We start from the raw sequence: 19,466 nt of genomic DNA on the forward strand, positions 1-19,466 counted from the left end.
ACTCCATTTAAATTTTTGTTTATGAGGAAACGACAGATTAGTCGAAAAAGTAGTTAAACCACTTGGCAATACCCGTTTCTTTATTTTTTTTCGTTTCCGTTTTTGGTTGATTTCGTTGTTTACTTTTTGTCGGTTTACTGTCGATAGTTTCCATAGATACCGAAGAATCTAGTTCTTTTCCTTGTATTCTAGCATTGCTATAAGAGAATTGTAATATGCCTACTCCAGCTGTGTATTGCGGGTCTCTCACTCCTATGTAATCCGGAATCGCAATACGCACGTTAGATTGAAACACATCCCGTGCAAGCTCAAGTACACCAGGCATATTCATCATACCACCGGTTAGTACATACCCACCCGGCAGATCATGTAAACCCATTTTTCGTAATTCTCTTACAACGAAGGCATAGATTTCTTCAAGTCTTGCCTCAATCATATCAGAAATTTGTGCTTGGTTAAATGTTTGCTTTTGGTCACTTCCAATCATTGTGACTTCAAAGGTTTCTTCCTCACTTGCATCTTCATAATAAGCGCATCCGAAATCATGTTTCATATCTTCAGCTTCTTCTGTAGATGTTTTCATTCCGATAGACAAATCTTTCGTTATGTTATCCCCACCTAGCGGGATTACGGATGTGTCTTTTAAGTGTCCACCTTCAAATACAGATACCGTTGTACTACCTCCACCGATGTCAATAAGAGCAACACCTAAATTTTTCTCATCATTCGATAGAGCAACAGATCCAGAAGCTAACGGCTGTAAACAAACATCTTGAACTTCCAATCCAGCCAAATCAACACATTTTAATGTATTGTGTAATACGGTTTTTGAACATGTAATAAGGGTTCCTTCCATTTCAAGTCTTACCCCTATCATTCCTCTAGGGTCTGTGATTTCATCTTGTCCATCGACGATAAATTGCTTTGGAAAAACATCGATCACTTCTCTCTCAGGAGGTATAGACATCACTTGTGCGGCGTCAATCACACGGGTTACATCTTCGTTCCCAATTTCGCGGTTATCGCTCGATACGGCAACTACCCCATGACAAGCTTGTAATTGAACGTGGTTTCCATTTATCGCGACTGCGACTTTTTCAATTTTCATATCTACCATTCTTTCTGCTTGTTCAATTGCATTTTGAATGGAGTGTACGGTTTGGTCTATATCAACAATGGCCCCTTTTTTCATACCATTTGATTTTGCCGTTCCTACACCGATAATGTTTAATGAATCTTTTGTTACTTCCCCAATAATTACTTTAACTCTGGATGTTCCTACATCTAGACTGACGAGTATTTCATTGTTGTTCAAAATTCGCACCTCCTGCTAAGGCCATCCAAAATTCTGCTTCTTTGTCGATATTTGGATTTTAAATTGATTTATATAGAAAGTCAATCATTAAAAGGTCAGAAAGCACCTTATATAAGTATTATTAAATAATTCAACAGATAAATAAAGTTTTCCTCTTAAATTTTTATGTTTTTTTATTTTTTCTATTTTTGTCATATCTTTCCAATACATTCCGTCTAATAAGGGCGATATTTTGAAATAAACGGACACCAAATGCTACAACCGCAGCTAAATATAGATCAATCCCCAATTGCACGCCAACAAATGCTAACAGCGCCGCAAGCGTAATGTTGAAGAAAAAGCCCGTCACAAACACCTTATCATCGAATTTGTATTCCAGGTGGGCACGTATACCTCCTACTAGCGTGTCAAAAGCCGCCAATACAGCGATAGATAAATAGTCTTCATACCTTGTAGGGATTTGAATATTTGTTAGTAACCCTAGCGCTGATCCAATTATGAAAAATAGAACGGCTAACCACATTACGACTCCCCCACCCCTTCATCATCAACCGGTTGGAGCCAGTGAAGGTCCATAGGTACATGAAATTCCGGTAAGTTTACAATGGAAAATTCAAAGGATATATTAAGATTTTCTACGGCAAAGTAGTCTAATAGTGGGCTAATCTCCATATAATTTAATAGCCTTTCAGGGTCTTCCGCTAATACTTTGATTTGAATAGGTGGTGACGATATACGTCTTCCATTTACATAAGTATAGTCGTTAACTTGTCGGATTGGGCTAATTTGAATGACCCTTTCATTTTCGACTGCAATATCTGTCGCTCCATATGTATATAACTCATTTATAAATCGAGTTAATAAGCTAGGTTGTATATCTGTATATACGGGGCCCATTTCCGTTCCCTTAAATATTGGCTCAATCGTAATAACTAAACCTTCACCCTCGACTTCCGTCATTCCAGCCTTTTCCTTTAATAACTCAACTGACTCTTGTAACGTTTGTAACTTTGTCGCATTCGATTCACTTTGATAGCTTCGAATGATTTGCTCTGCCTCCGTAATTTCTCCATATAGTTCATTTTGAACCATTTGTTGTTTACGTAGTTCTGAACGTATTTCCCATAAATCTCTCGTATCACGTATTTCTGGATTTTGTTTCGTTTGAATGAGAATAGCCAGCATAAAGCCAGCAATTAAACCAATACTTGCAACAGTTATTTTTCGTGGCATATTCATTACCACCTTTCAACGGTGTCACGAGTATTCATTTCTATTGATTCTTTCGTTTGTACCGTTACCTCTACATTCTCGCTTACAAGCTCATATACTACTCCGTTCTGAGCTTGTACACTAGCAGAAAGCACCTCAGGGTCCCCAATTGCACTTATGACAAAAGGAGCAGGATGTTTGATTCCATCTACAGAAATAACAGGACCTACACAGGATAGAAAACTATCTTTATAGAGGCGTTGACCGTTAATAGCAATTGCTACTGCTCCCGATGAAGAAAGTTCATGAATGACCTTTAAAATATGGCGATCGTGTACAATGTAGTCATTAATGGAGTTATCTGATGGAACGTATTCCGCATCTTCCAGCGTAACTGATATTCCTGGGCCTTTTACAGGTACTTCACCAGTAAGCCGCTCTAACAAGCGTTTATCGTCAATATACTTCGTCAGTGCTTCTTGTTCCTCTCCTAACTGTTCCTCTAATTCAGTAATTTCCTTTTTTAACTGCGCCAACTTATCCCTTAACTCATTATTTTTCTCTTCTGTTTTGTTTAGCTCTTCACGATAAAAATAGTCCTTTGTTAATGCATCATCTGGCATATCCATAAGTTGATTTCGGTCTTTTGTCATTTGGAAGCTATATGCAGCTAAAAAACCAGAAACGAGCAAAATGAAAGAGTAGATAACGTGTTTACCTTTCACTCTCATTTACCTGTTCCTCCCCAGAAACGTCTTGCAGTTCTTCTGAGTCACGTTCATACGGAATGAAAAAAGCTCCGACATCTATATGAACAACTCCTCTTTGTTCAGGTTTTAGCTTGGCGATAATAGAAGGGTATACCCCCATCTTTTGTGCAAAATTACGTATAGAAGCAACAACCTCCTGACCGTTCATCATAAATAACCTTATTTTATATGGGTTTGTTTCATCGTTAAGCCAATGAATCTCTGAAATTTGACTCGCAATACTAGGTTCTAACCCTCTCAATTCATCCGTCATTTCAACGAGGTACGTATCGTTATTCCATCCGATTAAAACTGGTGCGTCCCCTTTCGGTATGTCATTTTGCTGGTTTAATAATCGTTCCCCGTTTTCCAAGATGGGATAAAAACGATCTCCTTCTTTTACGTAGCCGACACGAATATACTCTTCTAATTCAATTTGAACGGTTCTAGGAAATTTCCGTGTAACGGTAGCTTGTTTAATTTCAGGATGCTTCAAGATGTTACGCTCAATCGTTTGAAAATCTATTTGCCATATATTATATTCTGTCGTGAGTTGGCTTTCAGCTAATACCTCTCCATCGGTAATAAAGTAATTGCCTTCGACTTCAAAATGTTTGACATGACTCAGAGGCGATTGTAAGTACGTAATAATACTAATCAAAAGAAAAAATAGGGATAAATAAAAGATTAACCTTCGATTCGCTTTCTTTTTACGAGCTTGTTTTAGTTTAGGTATTCGTTCCTCAATGGAGACAACTTTTTTCTTTGCCATACATATTACCCCTAGCCACCATTTATTTACATTCGGACTTCAGTAAAGTATACCATGCATAGCTTACAATGTTTTTGAAACTATGCTTCGTCTTGTTTCACAATTTCAACTTCTGTATTCATTTTCACCTCAAATTTATCCCAAATGGTTTTTTGGATAAATTGAATGAGTTCCATTACATCTTGGAAGGTTGCATCCCCTTCATTAACAATAAAGTTTCCATGAAGGTCTGATATTTTCGCCCCACCAATTTTGTAGCCTTTTAACCCAGCCTTTTCAACTAGCTGTCCAGCGTATTGTGGTAATGGATTGCGAAAGATACTTCCCGCACAAGGGTTGTTCCAGGGCTGTGTTTCACGACGATAATCTTTATAATGCTTCATTTCTTTTATAATCGATTCTTTATCCCCTGTTTCAAGTTGAAACTCCGCTTCTACACAATAGCCTTTTCGTCTTTGTTGGAGGACAGAGGTACGGTATGAAAATTCCATGTCTTTATTCGTCAACCACTTTAACTCTCCATCCGGGAATAAAATATGGGCCTTTGTTAAAATGTTAGAAACGTCTGAACCGTGAGCGCCAGCATTCATATAAACCGCTCCCCCAACACTTCCTGGAATACCCCCTGCAAAAGCTAGACCTCGTTTACCTTGCCTACTCATAATAGTAGCCAGCTTTACTAACGGATATCCTGCGCCAACACGAATGACATCGTTGTCTTTTTCTTCTATGTGATCCATTCCTGTTCCCATTTTAATAACTGCACCACGAATGCCCTGGTCATCAATAAGCAGGTTTGAACCCCTACCGATAACACGTATTGGGATTTGCTTCTCTTTTAATATCTTTAACGCCGTTTTCAACTCATCAATGCCGTTAGGTTCAATAAATAAATCAGCAGGTCCACCAATTTTCATTGTTGTATGTTTTAAAAGTGGTTCATCTATTTTAACAGTACCTATATTCAGATCAATTAGCTTTTGTTTCACTTGTTCCATGTAAAATTCCTCCTTAACCATGTGTGTATCTTAAGGATAGCCTAATGATTATTTTATCATTGTTTCCAACCTTTTGTGACCAGTACTTTCGAACTTTCCATAAAAAAAACCCTGACAGTTCAGGGTTACATTTTTGCATACCGGCTAATATTTAGTAATATGCCCGCTGAAAGGAGCGTGAGCGTTAAAGAGGATCCTCCATAACTTAAAAAAGGCAGGGTAATCCCCGTAACTGGAATTAAACCAATTACAACACTAACATTAATAAACACTTGGACAATAATCATACCGACGATACCTAACGCTAATAAACTTGAAAATAAATCAGGTGCATGAATCGATACCCTTATGCCACGCCACATAAACACGAAAAAGAGTAAAATGACAAAAGAACCACCTATAAATCCTAGTTCTTCTGCTAAAATGGCAAAAATAAAATCAGTCTGGGGCTCAGGTAAGTAAAAGAACTTCTGCAAACTCTGCCCTAAGCCAAGGCCCATTAATCCACCAGGTCCAATCGCATACAATGATTGGATAATTTGAAACCCATCACCCAGCGGGTCTTCCCATGGATTTAAAAACGCCTTAATCCGATTTATACGGTATGGCGCTGAAGCAATCAGGCCGACAAAACCTGCTAAACCGATAAATGCTAATCCTGTAAAATGAGAAATACGTGCTCCAGCAACAAATAGCATAATAAAACACGTTCCCACTAATACAACGCCTGTCCCTAAATCTGGCTGAAGCATAATAAGGCCAAAGGGTACGAATATGAGCATTAACGCCGGTAAGAAACCTTGTTTTAATGAAGTAATATATTTTTGGCGTTCTGATAGTATTTTCGCTAAAAATATAATGAGACCTAGTTTCATGAACTCAGAAGGTTGGATGCTAAATGCACCAACGCCGATCCAACTTCTTGCTCCTCCCCTAACAACTCCAATACCCGGAATGAGAACCGCAATTAATAAAATAAAACAAACAATCAATATAACGTTCGAATGTTCTTTCCATTTTGCGTACGGTATATTCATCATAATATACATAGCAGTTAAACCAGCAAATGCAAAAAGAAGTTGACGCTTCGCATAAAAGAACGGATCATCAAATTTATATGCCGACCATACCGCCGATGAACTATAAACCATAATTACGCCAATGATGAGCAAAGCAAAAATTACTGCCAACAGTGTAAAGTCTGGCGTCGTTAATTTGTTCCCTTGCTTCCTCAATTGACCACCCCCCGATGAAAAACGATGGGCAAATAAAACAAGCCCTTACTACAATTTATGCACCTCATCCATAAACATGTCACCACGTTCTTCAAATGATGTATATTGATCCCAACTAGCACATGCCGGTGATAATAAAATAACATCATGTTCTGAGGAAATTGCATAAGCTTCATTTACAGCCTGCTTTACATTATTAACATATATAATTTCACGTATACCAGCTTTTTTAGCTGCTTCCGCTAATTTAGGGGCAGTTTGGCCAAATAGAACGACAGCTTTTACCTGTTGTAACGAAGGGATGATAGGGTCAAAATCATTCCCTCGGTCTAAACCACCTGCCAACAAGATGACTGGAGCATCAAAAGCTGATAATGCCTTTGTTGTTGCTAATATATTGGTTGCTTTCGAATCATTATAAAACTTCCTATTATTGATACTTCTCACAAATTGAAGTCGGTGAGAAACGCCATTAAACCGGCGTAATACGTTCCGGATGGCATCAAGGCGGGCACCACTTACTACTGAAGCAGCAATAGCTGCTAGCATATTTTCGTATTGGTGCTGACCGACCATTTTTACCTCATCGATATTTACTATTGGGGTTTCATCGTAATAAAGGGTATTCCCGTCAAAGAAAGCCCCACGATTCATACGTTCTTTACTTGAAAAAGGGACTTTCTCTGCAGTTGCATTGGTTACCATTGTTCGGACTTTTGAATCATCTTGATTATAAACAATATAGTCACCTTCCGTTTGATTCGCGAAGATTTTTGCTTTTGCATTTGCATAATGATCCATCGTTTTATGATAATCCAAATGAGCTTCATATAAGTTTAAAAAGACAGACACTTTTGGATGAAACTGTTCTGTTCCGAGTAATTGGAACGAAGATAGTTCCATCACAAGTACTTCATCCTTAGTTGTCGTTTGAGCGACCTCTGATGCAACCATTCCAATATTCCCTGCCAACCTTGCTTTTATACCACTTTCTTGTAACATTTCATGGATTAAGGTTGTCGTTGTCGTCTTTCCATTCGATCCAGTAATGCCGATAATCGGCCCTTCCGCTAAAAGACCGGCAAGCTCGATTTCTGTCACGATTGGTATATTTCGTTTTTGCGCCTCCGAAACGATTACATTGTCATATGGTATACCGGGATTTTTCACAACGACTTCCACATTGTCTAACACATGTAGAGGGTGTGAGCCCGTAATCACTTCAATTCCCATTTGTTTTAACTGTTTTGCTATCGGATTTTCATCTAATCGCTTTATGTCATTTACTATCACGTTTTTACCATGTTCAAAAAGAATACGGGCTGCTGCCTCTCCACTTTTCGCGAGACCGAGGACGAGCACCCGTTTATAAGGAAAGTTTTGTAATGTTTTCACGATAACCACACCTCAATATAAATACCTAGTGCTGCAAATAAAATACCTACTACCCAAAAGGTTGCTACAACACGCCACTCTGACCAACCTAGTAATTCATAATGGTGATGAAGAGGACTCATACGAAACACTCGTTTCCCCGTCGTTTTAAAAGCTATAACTTGAATAATAACAGATAACGTTTCAATCACAAATACACCACCAATAATGACAAGCAATATTTCTAATTTTGTCAGGATGGCGACAATGCCAATTGCTCCACCTAGTGCTAATGACCCTGTATCTCCCATAAACACTTTTGCTGGGTGGGCATTAAAGACGAGAAAGCCTAACAATGCACCAACAACTGCTATTGAGAAAATCGAAACGTTGTACTGTGGTATACCATGCCAAGCTAAAATGGCAAATGCACCAAATGCAACAGCTGCTGTGCCTGCTAGTAAACCATCTAAACCGTCAGTTAAATTAACGGCGTTAGATGCTCCGACTAGAATCAATAAGATGAAAACCGCGTAACCAACACCTAAATCAACATACCAATCAGTACCTGGTAAGTTTACGAGTGTTGAGAAGCCTTGTTCTTTTAAAACAAAGTAAACCGTGACGGCAATAATGAGTTGTCCTAGTAGTTTTTGTTTAGAAGTAAGTCCTAAGTTTCGCTTTTTTACGATTTTTATAAAATCATCTAAAAAGCCGAGGATACCGTATCCGATTACGACCCATAACACAATATACACTTCAAACCCTAACGGCTCTGTGCTATAACGGGATGTAATAAACAGCGTTGTTAACAACACTGAAATAAGAATCATAATTCCCCCCATCGTTGGGGTTCCTGCTTTCTTTTGATGCGATTGAGGACCTTCCTCCCGTATACTTTGACCGAACTTTAATCTTCGTAAAAAAGGTATCATAATAGGTGAAAGTAAAACCGTAATGAGGAAGGAAACGATCATCGTTAAGAATAAGATATGTTGAGACATTATTTGTTCCTCCTTTAAACTGCGGGTACTAGTCCTTTGTCAACCGTTGTATAATTGATTCTAATTTCATTCCCCGAGATGCTTTAAATAGTATGATTGTGTTGTCGATTAATTCTTTCCGCAGCGCTTTTTCAAGCTCATCCTTCTCAGTAAAACTATAAACAGGAATATTCACTTCGTTTTCTTCGAGCCATTTCCCTATCTCTTTACTGGCTTCACCTATCGTATACAGGGAGGTGATCGGATCTGTAATATAAGGTGCTACTGATTTATGTAATTCCTTCGTATGCTCACCTAATTCAAACATATCTCCTAGCACGACTATTTTACGCTGGGCATTCATTTCCTTTACAACGTCGATAGATGCTATCATCGATGTTGGCGAAGCATTGTACGCATCATTAATAAGTGTTGTGCCGCTGTTTAGCCTTATTTGTTCAAAACGCATTCCTGTCATTTCAACATGTTCTAATGCTTTTTTTATTTTTTCATAAATAATTCCATATTGTTGGGCAGCAGCTATAACAAAAGAGGAATTTTTCGCATGATGCTTACCGAGCAACGATATAGAAAATGTTAAGCCGTTAACTGTGAAGTCGGTTTGTTCACCTAATACATGAACATCGTGAATTCGGTAGTCATTACCTGCTTCAAAGCCGACTGTAATGGAATGATATTTTTGAATGATCGGCTTTAATAATGGTTCGTCGCCATCTACAATTAATAGTCCGTCACGGTGCAAACCTTTCGCAATTTCACTTTTGGCCTGCGCAATTCCCTCTCTTGAGCCTAAATGTTCAATGTGAGATTCACCAATATTCGTAATAACAGCTACGTTCGGTTTTGCAATCTTCGTTAACCTTTCAATTTCGCCAAAATGATTCATCCCCATTTCGAGAATTAAACATTCAGTATCTCTTTGCATCTGTAATATAGTAAGGGGGAGTCCAATATGATTATTGAAATTCCCTTTTGTGCTATATGTTTTGTATTTTTCACGAAACACTGTTGCAAACAAGTCTTTCGTTGTCGTTTTACCGTTTGAACCTGTAACTCCGATAACAATTGGGTTTACTTCATCACGATAATGGGTTGCTAAAGATTGCAATGCTGATGTTGTATCGTCTACAAAAAATAACGGAAAGTCATCAGGTAGAAAGGATGGTATATCTTCATCTTTTTGCCAAAGTGCGGCAACAGCTCCATTTTCAACCACTTCTTTTATAAAGTGATGCCCATTAAATTTTTCACCAATAATCGGGATGAATAAACCCGCCTGAACACGCTGTCTACTATCAATATATATTTCTTGAATCGCCATATCATCCCTAACGATCCCTTTATATTTTGGAAAAAATTTCACTAGCCAATTTGTTGTAAATTTCATCATTTAGGATTCTCCTTTAATTTGGCTTTTATTGCTTCTTGTGCCACAAGTCGATCGTTAAAGGGAAGCCGTTCTTTTCCAATTTCTTGATATGTTTCATGTCCTTTACCAGCAACGAGCACAACATCACCTTGATTGGCTGATTTGATCGCAAGCTCTATTGCTTTTTTGCGGTCTTGTTCAACGACGTAATTTTCATTCGTTATTCCTTCGACCATATCGTTTAAAATATTTTTCGGATCTTCGGTTCTTGGGTTATCGGACGTAAATATAGCAACGTCAGCAATATCAGTTGCAACTTTCGCCATTTGTGGACGTTTCGTTTTATCACGGTCACCACCGCACCCAACGACAACATAGACTTTCCCTTCCACAAAATGACCGATTGTTTTTAACACATTTTCCAATGAGTCTGGAGTGTGTGCATAATCTACAATTACACCAAATTCCTGTCCTTCATCGACAGTTTCAAAACGTCCCGGCACACCGTTTGTTGTTTCTAAACTTGCTTTTATAATATGTAATGGTATATCAGCACACAACGCAGTAGCGGTAGCCGCCAACATGTTATAGACGCTAAATTCACCAGGAAGAGGGCTATTTATTTGTACATTCCCCTTTGGCGTCTCCATCGTAAAGGAAGAACCTTTCGCCGTTAACGAAATATCTACACCCCTAACATCAGCAACCTCCTTAATTCCATATGTTAGAACCTCATACGGGGTGCTCTTGCTAAATGTGTCGTGATAAGGATCATCTACATTTACTACAGCAAACTTTGGCCTACCAGTATAATGGTTTCCTAACTGAGAAAACAGGAGGGTTTTTGCACGTAAATAGTCTTCCATACTGCGATGGTAGTCTAGATGGTCTTGAGACAAGTTTGTGTAAACAGCTATGTCATAGTCGCTTCCGTAAACTCTCCCCATATCTAAAGCGTGAGAGGACACTTCCATAATAGCTGTAGATACATTATTATCCACCATTTCCCGGAAGCTCTTTTGTAAAAATAAAGCATCAGGAGTTGTATTTTTCACGGGAATGATTTCGTCCCCTATTTTCATTTGGATTGTTCCAATGACCCCTGTTTTCTCCTCATAATGACGAAAGATTTCATCTAGCAAATACGTCATCGTTGTTTTTCCATTTGTTCCTGTTATTCCAATTAAACGAAGGTCACGCGATGGATGGTCATAATATTGATTTGCTAAATAAGCCAATGTTTTTGTTGTATTTGACACGTAAATTACTGGAACATTAGCATGAATAGGGCGCTCTGCAACAATTGCACATGCTCCATTCTCAACGGCTTGATTTACGAAATGATGACCGTCTACTGTATAACCTTTAATACAGATGAACAAATCCCCTTCCTTCACCTGTCGGGAATCCTTTTCAATTCCATGTACAACTATATCTTCAATTGGGTTTGTTGTTTTATAAAATTTATATTTAGAGAAAAGTTGATTTAATTTCATATATATAGCCCCTTATTGCTAACATTATTTTTATTATAACAAAACAAGGGTCTGGAGACGATAAGTGTTATTCATTATTTTTCCCTAGTAATATACGCACCTTCGATCCTTGCACAACTTTTGTACCAGGCTTCGGAGATTGCTCAATAATGTATTCTCCATCACCCACTGCCTCAATTTGCAAGTTGGTCAAATATTGTTGAATTTCTTTTGTTGATAAACCAACTAAATTCGGCACCTCAACAGTTGGCTGATCCGGCCACTGATATTCTTTATCAAGCCCATCTTTACGCTCTTCTACTCCTAAAGCTCGCAAACTATCTTCCATAATCGTTCCAACGATAGGTGCTGCTACAACACCACCAAACTGGACGGTATTTTTTGGATTATCAATAGCTAAATAAACCACTAGTTCTGGGTCATCGGCGGGAGCAAATCCGATAAAAGATACAATATGGTTATTATCCATATATTGCCCATCTTCTCCTACTTTTTGAGCCGTACCTGTTTTGCCGCCGACCCGATAACCTTCAACATATGCCCCACGACCGGTCCCTTTAGCTACTACACTTTCAAGAGCATACCGAATTTGTTTAGAAGTTTCCGAAGATATGACACGACTTTTTAATGTCGGTTCTGTTTCCTCCACAACTTCACCACTCACTGGATTGACTAGTTCCTTCGCAATATACGGTTGATATAAATAACCCCCGTTAACCGCAGCTGCAACTGCCGACACTTGTTGAATTGGTGTAACGGAGACCCCTTGACCGAAAGCAGTCGTTGCCAGTTCTACAGGACCAACATTTTCAAGGTCAAATAAAATCCCTTTTCCTTCCCCATGTAGATCAATTCCCGTTTTTTCTCCAAAACCAAACTTATCAATATATGAAAACAGTTTGTTCTTCCCTAATTTTTCCCCAAGGGTTACAAAACCAGGGTTACAGGAATTTTGGACAACCTCTAGATAGCTTTGTTGCCCATGCCCCCCTTTACGCCAGCAACGTAAATGGGCTCCACCAACTTCAATCGAACCTTTATCGTAAAACTCATCTTCTTCTAAATCAACAATTCCTTCTTCTAAAGACGCTGCTAATGTTATGATCTTAAACGTTGAACCTGGTTCATATGTACTCCAAACTGGCAGGTTACGGTTATATACTTCTGCACTTACTTCCCGATAATTTGACGGGTGGAAAGTTGGGCGACTGGACATTGCCAATATCTCCCCAGTATCAGGGTCCATTGCAATGGCTAACGCTCCATCTGGATTATACTTTGATTCTGCTAAATTAAGTTCTCTTTCAATAATCGTTTGCACTCGTTCATCAATGGTTAACCTTAAATTTAACCCGTCTGTTGGAGGGTTATAATATTCAGCCATGTCTGTTAGCTTCTTTCCTTTAGCGTCTGAAAAGAATGATAGCGAACCTTTTTGTCCTTTTAATTTCTCATCATAATACAATTCCATGCCAGCTAATCCTTGGTTATCAATTCCGGTAAAACCAAGTACGTGAGATAAGTAAGATCCGTGAGGATAGTGCCGTTTTGAATCCTCAGCGATATATACCCCTGGCATATTTAATTCCTGAATCTTCGTTACTTGTTCCTCGCTAAGCTTTCGTCCTTCAGGGTGTATTCGATGTACAGAAGCTTGTTTTGTAACATTCTCATAAGCCTTTTCTACTGACATATTGAGAACAGAGGCTAGTTTTTCTGCAGTCTCTTGAGGGTTTGGAATTTGTCGAGGTACGACGACTACAGAAGGGGCTGACACGTTTTCTGCGAGCACTTCCCCATTACGATCCAATATTTTCCCCCGTTCAGGTTCCAGCGGAATATCTCTGCTCCACAATTCCTCCGCTTTATCTGCTAACATGTTTCCAATTACAAATTGAACATACCCTAATCGAATACACATAATAATAAAGAATACGAGAGCAAAGAGGAAGACAGTGACTAATCGTTTACGCACCGTTACTTGTGATACACGTTTCATGCTTCATCACCTTCAGTCTTAATAGGCTTGTATCACTATATGATGCGATATAACGAAATAGAACACTGCCTAAACATACATCCTACTCTATATCAGTGTCGTGTCCCTCTTCATCCCGACGTTCTTCAGTTTCTGGAGGGGTTAATTCCACAACAATATATTGACCTTCTTCAATACGTGAACTAGCAGGTACGTTTTGCTTTGTTACAAAGCCAGAACCAATATAGTCGGTTTTTGCATTGACTAGTTCGCCTAGCATTAACACTTCCCTTAATGACCAATTCGTCATATCCGGCATTGTCGGATTACCATTTGTTAAAACCATAACATGACTTCCAGGAAGAACTTCGGTCTCTCCTTTTGGCACCATACTTTTCACTTTATTTCCGTCACCTATAACAGTCACCTTCACATTTTTACTTAACAAATCATCTCTCACTTTATCTACCGTTTTTCCTTCATAATCTGACAATATAATAGGCGACCAATCCAATGCTGCTGATTCTTTTTCCGGAACTATATTTAAGTAATGAAGACTATTTTCCATTACCGTCCGGAAGATGTATGAAACAGGTTGAGATCCATGTTCATTTTTCTCTAAGTTCGGTTGTTTAACAGCAATGTACATCATGAGTTCCGGTTCTTCCTTTGGAGCGACCCCTAAAAATGAGAACACGTAGTTTTCATCACCGATTAGGTAACCGCCTCCTTCTGGATCAGGAATTTGAGCCGTTCCGGTTTTTCCTGCTACTGAATAGCCCTCAAGTTGATATCTTTGTCCCGTTCCAACTTCCGAAGTCACGACAGTCTCTAGTAAGTCCATAACTTCCTTGGCGGTGGAAGATGATATCGGAGTTCCTACTACTTGAGGTTCAGATTGTTGTATGACTTCTCCTGTTTCTTGTTCAACAAGTTTCGAAATAACATAGGGTTGCATCATTTTTCCGTTATTTGCAATCGCTGTAGCTGCCTTCATTATTTGCATTGGTGTCAATGTAGAACCTTGTCCAAACGCTGTCGTCACCTTTTCAATAGGCCAGTCATATAAGATTTTCCCAGTCCGTTCACCAGCGATATCAATGTTCGTTGGTTGGTCCAATTGAAAGCGGGTCAAATATTGGCGAAACATATCAGTGCCCATCTTTTCCCAAACGAGTTTCGCAAAAGCTACGTTCGATGATCGTTGTACTCCTTCATTGTAAGTGATTTCTCCCCACCCTTGACGCTTATGGTCATGTATCGCCTTCGTATTGTCCAGAATCTTATAATTACCAGACTGATATTCTTCTTCACCATCGTAGTGATCGGAATCGATGGCTGCCGCTAACGTAAAAATCTTCATCGTAGATCCTGGTTCAAAAGGATATGCGATAACATCGTTATACCAGTTTTTTAACCCTTCACGGTCATTCGGGTTGAAGCTGGGGCGATTACTCATAGCAAGCACTTCTCCAGTTTTTGGGTTCATCACAACGGCCATCATTCGTTCCGGTTCATACTGTGCTTGCACATGATCCATTGCATCTTCCAAAAAAGTTTGGATTTTCTGATCAAGGGTTAAATAAACATCCGCACCATGTTCAGGATTTTGTACCACTTCATCTGGATTTAATAGCTTATAAGTGTAGTTATCCCGTTTAAACGTTACAAATCCGTCGGTACCTTTCAGCCACTCCTCTTGGGACTTTTCAATCCCCATAATCCCTTCATAACCGTCATCGTTTTTTTGTGTAAACCCGATGACATGAGAAGCAAATGTCCCGTTTGGATAATACCGTTTAGGTTCTTTCATAAAGTAGATTCCAGGTAAATCCAGGTTTTCAATTTGTTCACGAACATCATTTGATAAATCACGTCCGTTTGGACCAAATTCGACCTGGAACAATTCATCCTGGTTCAACTTTTGATAAATAGCCGACGACGACATATTTAAAAAAGGAGCCAGTTGCTTTGCTGTTGCCTCCAAATCGGTAACATGCAATGGCTCCATAGAATTCACAGAATATGATTCGTCAATAATAGCATACATGCGATAAGATGGTCGGTTATCTGCTAATACCATGCCAGTACGATCTAATATTTTTCCCCGTTCCGCCTCTAACGTATAGGAAGCTGATCTTTGTTTTTCAGCCCACTTTTGTAGATCGACCCCTTGTACATTCCCGGTTGCTTGAATGTAAACGAGCCGCCAAAACATAACGACAAACACGAGGATGAACAGTAACATTAGCGCAATAGCCATTACATTCGTCGTTTTTAATTTTTTCATCCTATTCACCTTAGCGTATTTTCGCTAATTCAACTTGTCCATTTTTAATGTTTAGCCCATGTTCTTTTGCAATGTTTATGATGCGGCTGGGCTCACTTAAAGCTTTAACCTCTGCTGTTAACATACCATTTCGCTCTTCTTGTTGTTGTACTTGTTTTTCTAAGTCTTGGATATCACGATTTACTGAATCTAATGTAGATGAATAAGAGACGATTAAGACAGACGCAACGACAAGAAATCCTACGAAAACTGTATACAACACTTTTTCCCCACGGGTAACCCAACGCTTCTTTTCTACTTTTACTTGAACTTGTTCCTTTTGTCTGCGCTCTTGCTGTCTACCCTCAATGTGCTCATGCTCTAACTTTCTTGCATACATTGACGCCATAATTAATTTCTCCTCTCATCTAACCGAAATTGTTCATCCCACGGTTTTATTTTCTCGACGATTCGCAGTTTTGCGGATCGTGATCTGCGATTTTCATCCAACTCTTGTTGCGAAGGTTGAATCGGTTTTCGTGACACTAATGTAAACGGTGGTGATATTTCATCCGGTAAAACCGGAATTTCTTTTGGCACCGGAGGCGGTGTTGTCCATTTCTTCATTGACTGCTTACAAATACGATCCTCTAATGAGTGAAATGTAATCACTGCAATTCGACCGCCAATAGAGGTCACTTCTGCAGCCTGATGAAGCGCGTCACGAAATACGTTTAGCTCGTCATTTACTGCAATTCGAATGGCTTGGAAGATTCGCTTTGCCGGGTGTCCACCCTTACGTCGTGCCGCAGCAGGTATCCCTTCCTTAATAATGTCAACAAGCTCATCGGTCGTTTCAATCGGTTTCTCTGCTCGGCGTTGTTCAATTTTTCTAGCCACTTGTTTCGAAAACTTTTCTTCACCATATGTAAAAAAGATTTTCACTAATTTTTCATACGGCCAATCGTTTACGAGGTCATATGCTGTAAATGATTCCGTCTGATTCATACGCATATCTAATGGTGCATTTTGCTGGTAACTAAAACCACGCTCTTTTTGATCTAGTTGTGGACTCGAAACACCTAAATCAAATAACACGCCGTCTACATCGGTAATGTTAAGCTCGGAAAGTTTTTCTTTTAATTGTCTAAAGTTCGCATGAACGAATATGCAACGATCTTCATATGCTTTTAGCCGTTCCTTCGCATGTTGTAAAGCTTGGAGGTCTTGATCAAAGGCAATTAATTTCCCGTGCTCGTTTAACCTTTTCGCAATCTCCTCCGAATGCCCTGCACCACCAAGAGTGCAATCAACATATGTACCATCCGCTTTTATCTGTAGACCTTCTATGACTTCTTCTTTTAATACACTATAGTGTTCAAACATTTTTTCACCTGCTTTTACCGTTTATATGTCAAAATCCATCATGTTCTCAGCGATTTCGGCAAAAGACTCCTCGGATTCCTCGAAATAACTTCCCCATTTCTCTTTTGACCAAAGTTCTATGCGATTGGATACACCAATCACTACACACTCTTTATCTAATTCCGCATAATGTCTAAGGGGCGATGGGATGTTTATTCTTCCCTGCTTGTCTACTTCGCATTCAACAGCACCTGAGAAGAAGAATCGGGTAAAAGCCCGGGCGTCCTTTTTTGTAAGGGGGAGTTTTTTCATTTTCTCTTCTAAAAGACGCCATTCACTCATGGGATATCCAAATATACATTTATCCAGGCCACGGGTAATGACAAACGTCTCACCTAAGTCCTCTCGAAACTTGGCAGGGACTATGATACGGCCTTTTGTATCAATATTATGTTGGAATTCCCCCATGAACATTTTTCATCGCCCCCACTTTCTGATTTCAGTTTACCACAATCCTCCACTTCCTACCACCAATTAATTCAAAATATTAGGCGAATAAAATAAACCACCTTCTTTAGAAGGTGGTTTAACTGTTGATCTTATCGGAATTATGAAGGATTTCAGCTTCAAGTAGTCTACGTGGTAATTGGTGGGGGATTATAAATAAGCTAGAAAGTGCTGCTTATGATAATCCACTTCTGCCTCACACAATTGATGAATCCATTGTTTTCCATGCTCATTCAAAAACGGAACAACATTCCATTGACGTTCTTGCAGTCCCCCTTCTGGATGTAGATAAACATCCAGCCAATCAAACTTCTCCATTGTTTGATGATGCTTCATTTCTAATGAATGCATAATTCGGTGTTCTAAATATTCTACTTCCCGAAGAAGATGGAATAAATTTTTTTCCGCCATCTGCCCTAGGTCAGACTGAATATCTTTCGCCATCTGTTTTAATGGTTGATGGGCCTTTTCAATTGCCAGTTTAACACGATCAGCTACTTCAGAAACAGGCCTGCCGGTTGTACGGGCTAAATAGGCTATGCGATCTGGTTCAATACCATTTTTCATAATTTCTTCAATTCTCAAGCCGAATTCGCTTATAATTTTCTCAGCTTTTGCATCAATTAATGTAAAGGAAAGTCGTTGTACAACAGGAGGAACTTTCATCTGCAATATTTCAAAGGCTGGTTTTAGCGCAGCCCAATAAAGAATCTCTCCTGGGCCTCCAACAAATGCGAGGACAGGTAATAATTTTTCCTGCATCAAAGGTCTCGTTACAACATTGTTACTCAAGAGTTCAGGTTTGTCTTTAGCAATTGCGACTAACTCTTCTGTTGAAAATGAACATTCTCGATTTTTGCCAGTCCATTTTCCATCTTCATCGATAAATAGTAGAACTCGTTCACCATTTAAGTGGTAAAATAAATGCCCACTATTTCGTTCAGCTTCAACGGGGATCGTATAGCCTAATTTACCATTGTCATGAATTTTTTGTTGGACACTAGAGGCAATTGCTTCTTGATGGCGAATCATCTCTATAAAATATTCACTCTCTAACTTGCGAACTCGTGGTGAATGAGAATCAAGAAGTACAATTCCCTCTCTGTCAAACAAGTGAAAAATAACATTTGCAAAGAAATCTACAAATGTTTCGCTATCTTTTAAGCAATGTAACAAATCTTCGTATAAACGATTTGTATAGGCCGTCTCCTTTAACTGTTTAAAAATGTTTCCAAGCCACCGCTCTCCTTCATCTTGGTTGATTTGCATCGATGAAACAGAAAGGTGTTGTTCCTGCTTTTGCAAAATTTTATATTTTTTCATTCGGGGCGGATGAGGTAGTGAAACATGATTAATCTCAGCAAAATCATGATCTTCGCCAGCTACCCAAAACAACGGGACAACCGGTTTGTTTAACTGCTTTTCTTTTTCTTTAGCTAAATGTAAAATTGAAACGATTTTATGAATCGTATAAAGGGGGCCTGTCAATAAACCTGCCTGTTGCCCTCCTACGATAACGACACTATCCTCGTCAAGTAAACGTTCTATATTTTCCATCGTAGAAGGCGGTGCACCCCAGCGTTCATTATCTTCTTTTAATACTTCAACAAGATTTTTTCTCTGAAAACTACGTTCTGTCAGGTCCTTATATCTTTCCATATATGTACTTTCATCATCAAGGATGTAATGAAAGTTTTGCAGCGCACTTTCTAATCCCTGTTCATAATCATGTATAAACTTGGACTTGGAAAGAGTAACAGGATTTAACCACATATAAAATTTCTCCTTTTTCGTTCCGCTATTCTATATCCTCAACCTCATTT

Annotated in this window: 17 protein-coding genes; all 17 read right to left on the bottom strand. The window is 39.0% G+C overall.

Features of this window, described 5'->3' with window-relative positions:
• Positions 1-37: 37 nt before the first annotated feature.
• Positions 38-1,315, bottom strand: coding sequence for a cell division protein FtsA (gene ftsA, locus NLW78_RS07070; RefSeq protein ID WP_254496356.1), 1,278 nt, complete (start codon positions 1,313-1,315; stop codon positions 38-40).
• 163 nt (positions 1,316-1,478) lie between these two features.
• Positions 1,479-1,838 (bottom strand): small basic family protein, encoded by a 360-nt coding sequence (locus NLW78_RS07075; protein WP_254496357.1) that lies wholly within the window; start codon positions 1,836-1,838, stop codon positions 1,479-1,481.
• The gene (locus NLW78_RS07080; RefSeq protein WP_254496358.1) at positions 1,838-2,548 is read right to left on the bottom strand and encodes a DUF881 domain-containing protein; all 711 of its coding nucleotides are present in this window, start codon (positions 2,546-2,548) and stop codon (positions 1,838-1,840) included. The genes NLW78_RS07075 and NLW78_RS07080 overlap by 1 nt, the downstream gene beginning before the upstream one ends.
• A 5-nt stretch (positions 2,549-2,553) precedes the next feature.
• A complete protein-coding gene (locus NLW78_RS07085) occupies positions 2,554-3,258 on the bottom strand; it encodes a DUF881 domain-containing protein (RefSeq protein WP_254496359.1) in 705 nt (234 codons plus the stop codon).
• On the bottom strand, positions 3,242-4,048 hold the full coding sequence (locus NLW78_RS07090; RefSeq protein WP_254496360.1) for a cell division protein FtsQ/DivIB: 807 nt from the start codon (positions 4,046-4,048) through the stop codon (positions 3,242-3,244). Before NLW78_RS07090 ends, NLW78_RS07085 begins: the two co-directional genes overlap by 17 nt.
• Positions 4,049-4,128: 80 nt before the next feature.
• Entirely contained in the window at positions 4,129-5,046 is a 918-nt protein-coding gene (murB, locus tag NLW78_RS07095) for a UDP-N-acetylmuramate dehydrogenase (RefSeq protein WP_254496361.1), read from the bottom strand.
• Between the two features lie 125 nt (positions 5,047-5,171).
• Complete coding sequence (spoVE, locus tag NLW78_RS07100; RefSeq protein WP_254496362.1) at positions 5,172-6,281, bottom strand: stage V sporulation protein E; 1,110 nt, start codon at positions 6,279-6,281, stop codon at positions 5,172-5,174.
• 48 nt (positions 6,282-6,329) lie between these two features.
• Positions 6,330-7,676 carry a UDP-N-acetylmuramoyl-L-alanine--D-glutamate ligase gene (gene murD, locus NLW78_RS07105; protein WP_254496363.1) on the bottom strand — a complete coding sequence of 449 codons (1,347 nt, stop codon included), beginning with the start codon at positions 7,674-7,676 and terminating at the stop codon, positions 6,330-6,332.
• Complete coding sequence (gene mraY / locus NLW78_RS07110; RefSeq protein ID WP_254496364.1) at positions 7,673-8,659, bottom strand: phospho-N-acetylmuramoyl-pentapeptide-transferase; 987 nt, start codon at positions 8,657-8,659, stop codon at positions 7,673-7,675. The genes murD and mraY overlap by 4 nt, the downstream gene beginning before the upstream one ends.
• 28 nt (positions 8,660-8,687) lie before the next feature.
• Positions 8,688-10,049: a UDP-N-acetylmuramoyl-tripeptide--D-alanyl-D-alanine ligase gene (locus NLW78_RS07115; RefSeq protein WP_367617661.1), complete on the bottom strand. Its 1,362-nt coding sequence runs from the start codon at positions 10,047-10,049 to the stop codon at positions 8,688-8,690.
• A complete protein-coding gene (locus NLW78_RS07120) occupies positions 10,046-11,524 on the bottom strand; it encodes a UDP-N-acetylmuramoyl-L-alanyl-D-glutamate--2,6-diaminopimelate ligase (protein ID WP_254496365.1) in 1,479 nt (492 codons plus the stop codon). The genes NLW78_RS07115 and NLW78_RS07120 overlap by 4 nt, the downstream gene beginning before the upstream one ends.
• A gap of 67 nt (positions 11,525-11,591) precedes the next feature.
• Positions 11,592-13,523, bottom strand: a complete 1,932-nt coding sequence (locus NLW78_RS07125; RefSeq protein ID WP_254496366.1) for a stage V sporulation protein D — start codon at positions 13,521-13,523, stop codon at positions 11,592-11,594.
• Positions 13,524-13,605: 82 nt separating this feature from the next.
• Entirely contained in the window at positions 13,606-15,792 is a 2,187-nt protein-coding gene (locus NLW78_RS07130; RefSeq protein ID WP_254496367.1) for a penicillin-binding protein, read from the bottom strand.
• Positions 15,793-15,802: 10 nt separating this feature from the next.
• Positions 15,803-16,180, bottom strand: a complete 378-nt coding sequence (gene ftsL / locus NLW78_RS07135; RefSeq protein ID WP_254496368.1) for a cell division protein FtsL — start codon at positions 16,178-16,180, stop codon at positions 15,803-15,805.
• Between the two features lie 2 nt (positions 16,181-16,182).
• Positions 16,183-17,157 carry a 16S rRNA (cytosine(1402)-N(4))-methyltransferase RsmH gene (gene rsmH / locus NLW78_RS07140; protein WP_254496369.1) on the bottom strand — a complete coding sequence of 325 codons (975 nt, stop codon included), beginning with the start codon at positions 17,155-17,157 and terminating at the stop codon, positions 16,183-16,185.
• 21 nt (positions 17,158-17,178) lie between these two features.
• Positions 17,179-17,610 carry a division/cell wall cluster transcriptional repressor MraZ gene (gene mraZ, locus NLW78_RS07145; protein ID WP_254496370.1) on the bottom strand — a complete coding sequence of 144 codons (432 nt, stop codon included), beginning with the start codon at positions 17,608-17,610 and terminating at the stop codon, positions 17,179-17,181.
• Between the two features lie 183 nt (positions 17,611-17,793).
• Positions 17,794-19,416, bottom strand: coding sequence for a bacillithiol biosynthesis cysteine-adding enzyme BshC (bshC, locus tag NLW78_RS07150; RefSeq protein WP_254496371.1), 1,623 nt, complete (start codon positions 19,414-19,416; stop codon positions 17,794-17,796).
• Positions 19,417-19,466 lie beyond the last annotated feature (50 nt).

Origin of the sequence: Salirhabdus salicampi (assembly GCF_024259515.1) — a bacterium.
GTDB classification, from domain to species: Bacteria; Bacillota; Bacilli; order Bacillales; family Alkalibacillaceae; genus Salirhabdus_A; species Salirhabdus_A salicampi.

Coding starts and splice junctions, on each gene's coding strand:
- NLW78_RS07090 (WP_254496360.1), bottom strand. CDS start 4,048: ATGGCAAAGAAAAAAGTTGTCTCCATTGAGGAACGAATACCTAAACTA.
- rsmH (WP_254496369.1), bottom strand. CDS start 17,157: ATGTTTGAACACTATAGTGTATTAAAAGAAGAAGTCATAGAAGGTCTA.
- NLW78_RS07075 (WP_254496357.1), bottom strand. CDS start 1,838: ATGTGGTTAGCCGTTCTATTTTTCATAATTGGATCAGCGCTAGGGTTA.
- NLW78_RS07130 (WP_254496367.1), bottom strand. CDS start 15,792: ATGAAAAAATTAAAAACGACGAATGTAATGGCTATTGCGCTAATGTTA.
- NLW78_RS07125 (WP_254496366.1), bottom strand. CDS start 13,523: ATGAAACGTGTATCACAAGTAACGGTGCGTAAACGATTAGTCACTGTC.
- NLW78_RS07120 (WP_254496365.1), bottom strand. CDS start 11,524: ATGAAATTAAATCAACTTTTCTCTAAATATAAATTTTATAAAACAACA.
- NLW78_RS07080 (WP_254496358.1), bottom strand. CDS start 2,548: ATGCCACGAAAAATAACTGTTGCAAGTATTGGTTTAATTGCTGGCTTT.
- mraZ (WP_254496370.1), bottom strand. CDS start 17,610: ATGTTCATGGGGGAATTCCAACATAATATTGATACAAAAGGCCGTATC.
- bshC (WP_254496371.1), bottom strand. CDS start 19,416: ATGTGGTTAAATCCTGTTACTCTTTCCAAGTCCAAGTTTATACATGAT.
- mraY (WP_254496364.1), bottom strand. CDS start 8,659: ATGTCTCAACATATCTTATTCTTAACGATGATCGTTTCCTTCCTCATT.
- NLW78_RS07085 (WP_254496359.1), bottom strand. CDS start 3,258: ATGAGAGTGAAAGGTAAACACGTTATCTACTCTTTCATTTTGCTCGTT.
- NLW78_RS07115 (WP_367617661.1), bottom strand. CDS start 10,049: ATGATGAAATTTACAACAAATTGGCTAGTGAAATTTTTTCCAAAATAT.
- murB (WP_254496361.1), bottom strand. CDS start 5,046: ATGGAACAAGTGAAACAAAAGCTAATTGATCTGAATATAGGTACTGTT.
- ftsL (WP_254496368.1), bottom strand. CDS start 16,180: ATGGCGTCAATGTATGCAAGAAAGTTAGAGCATGAGCACATTGAGGGT.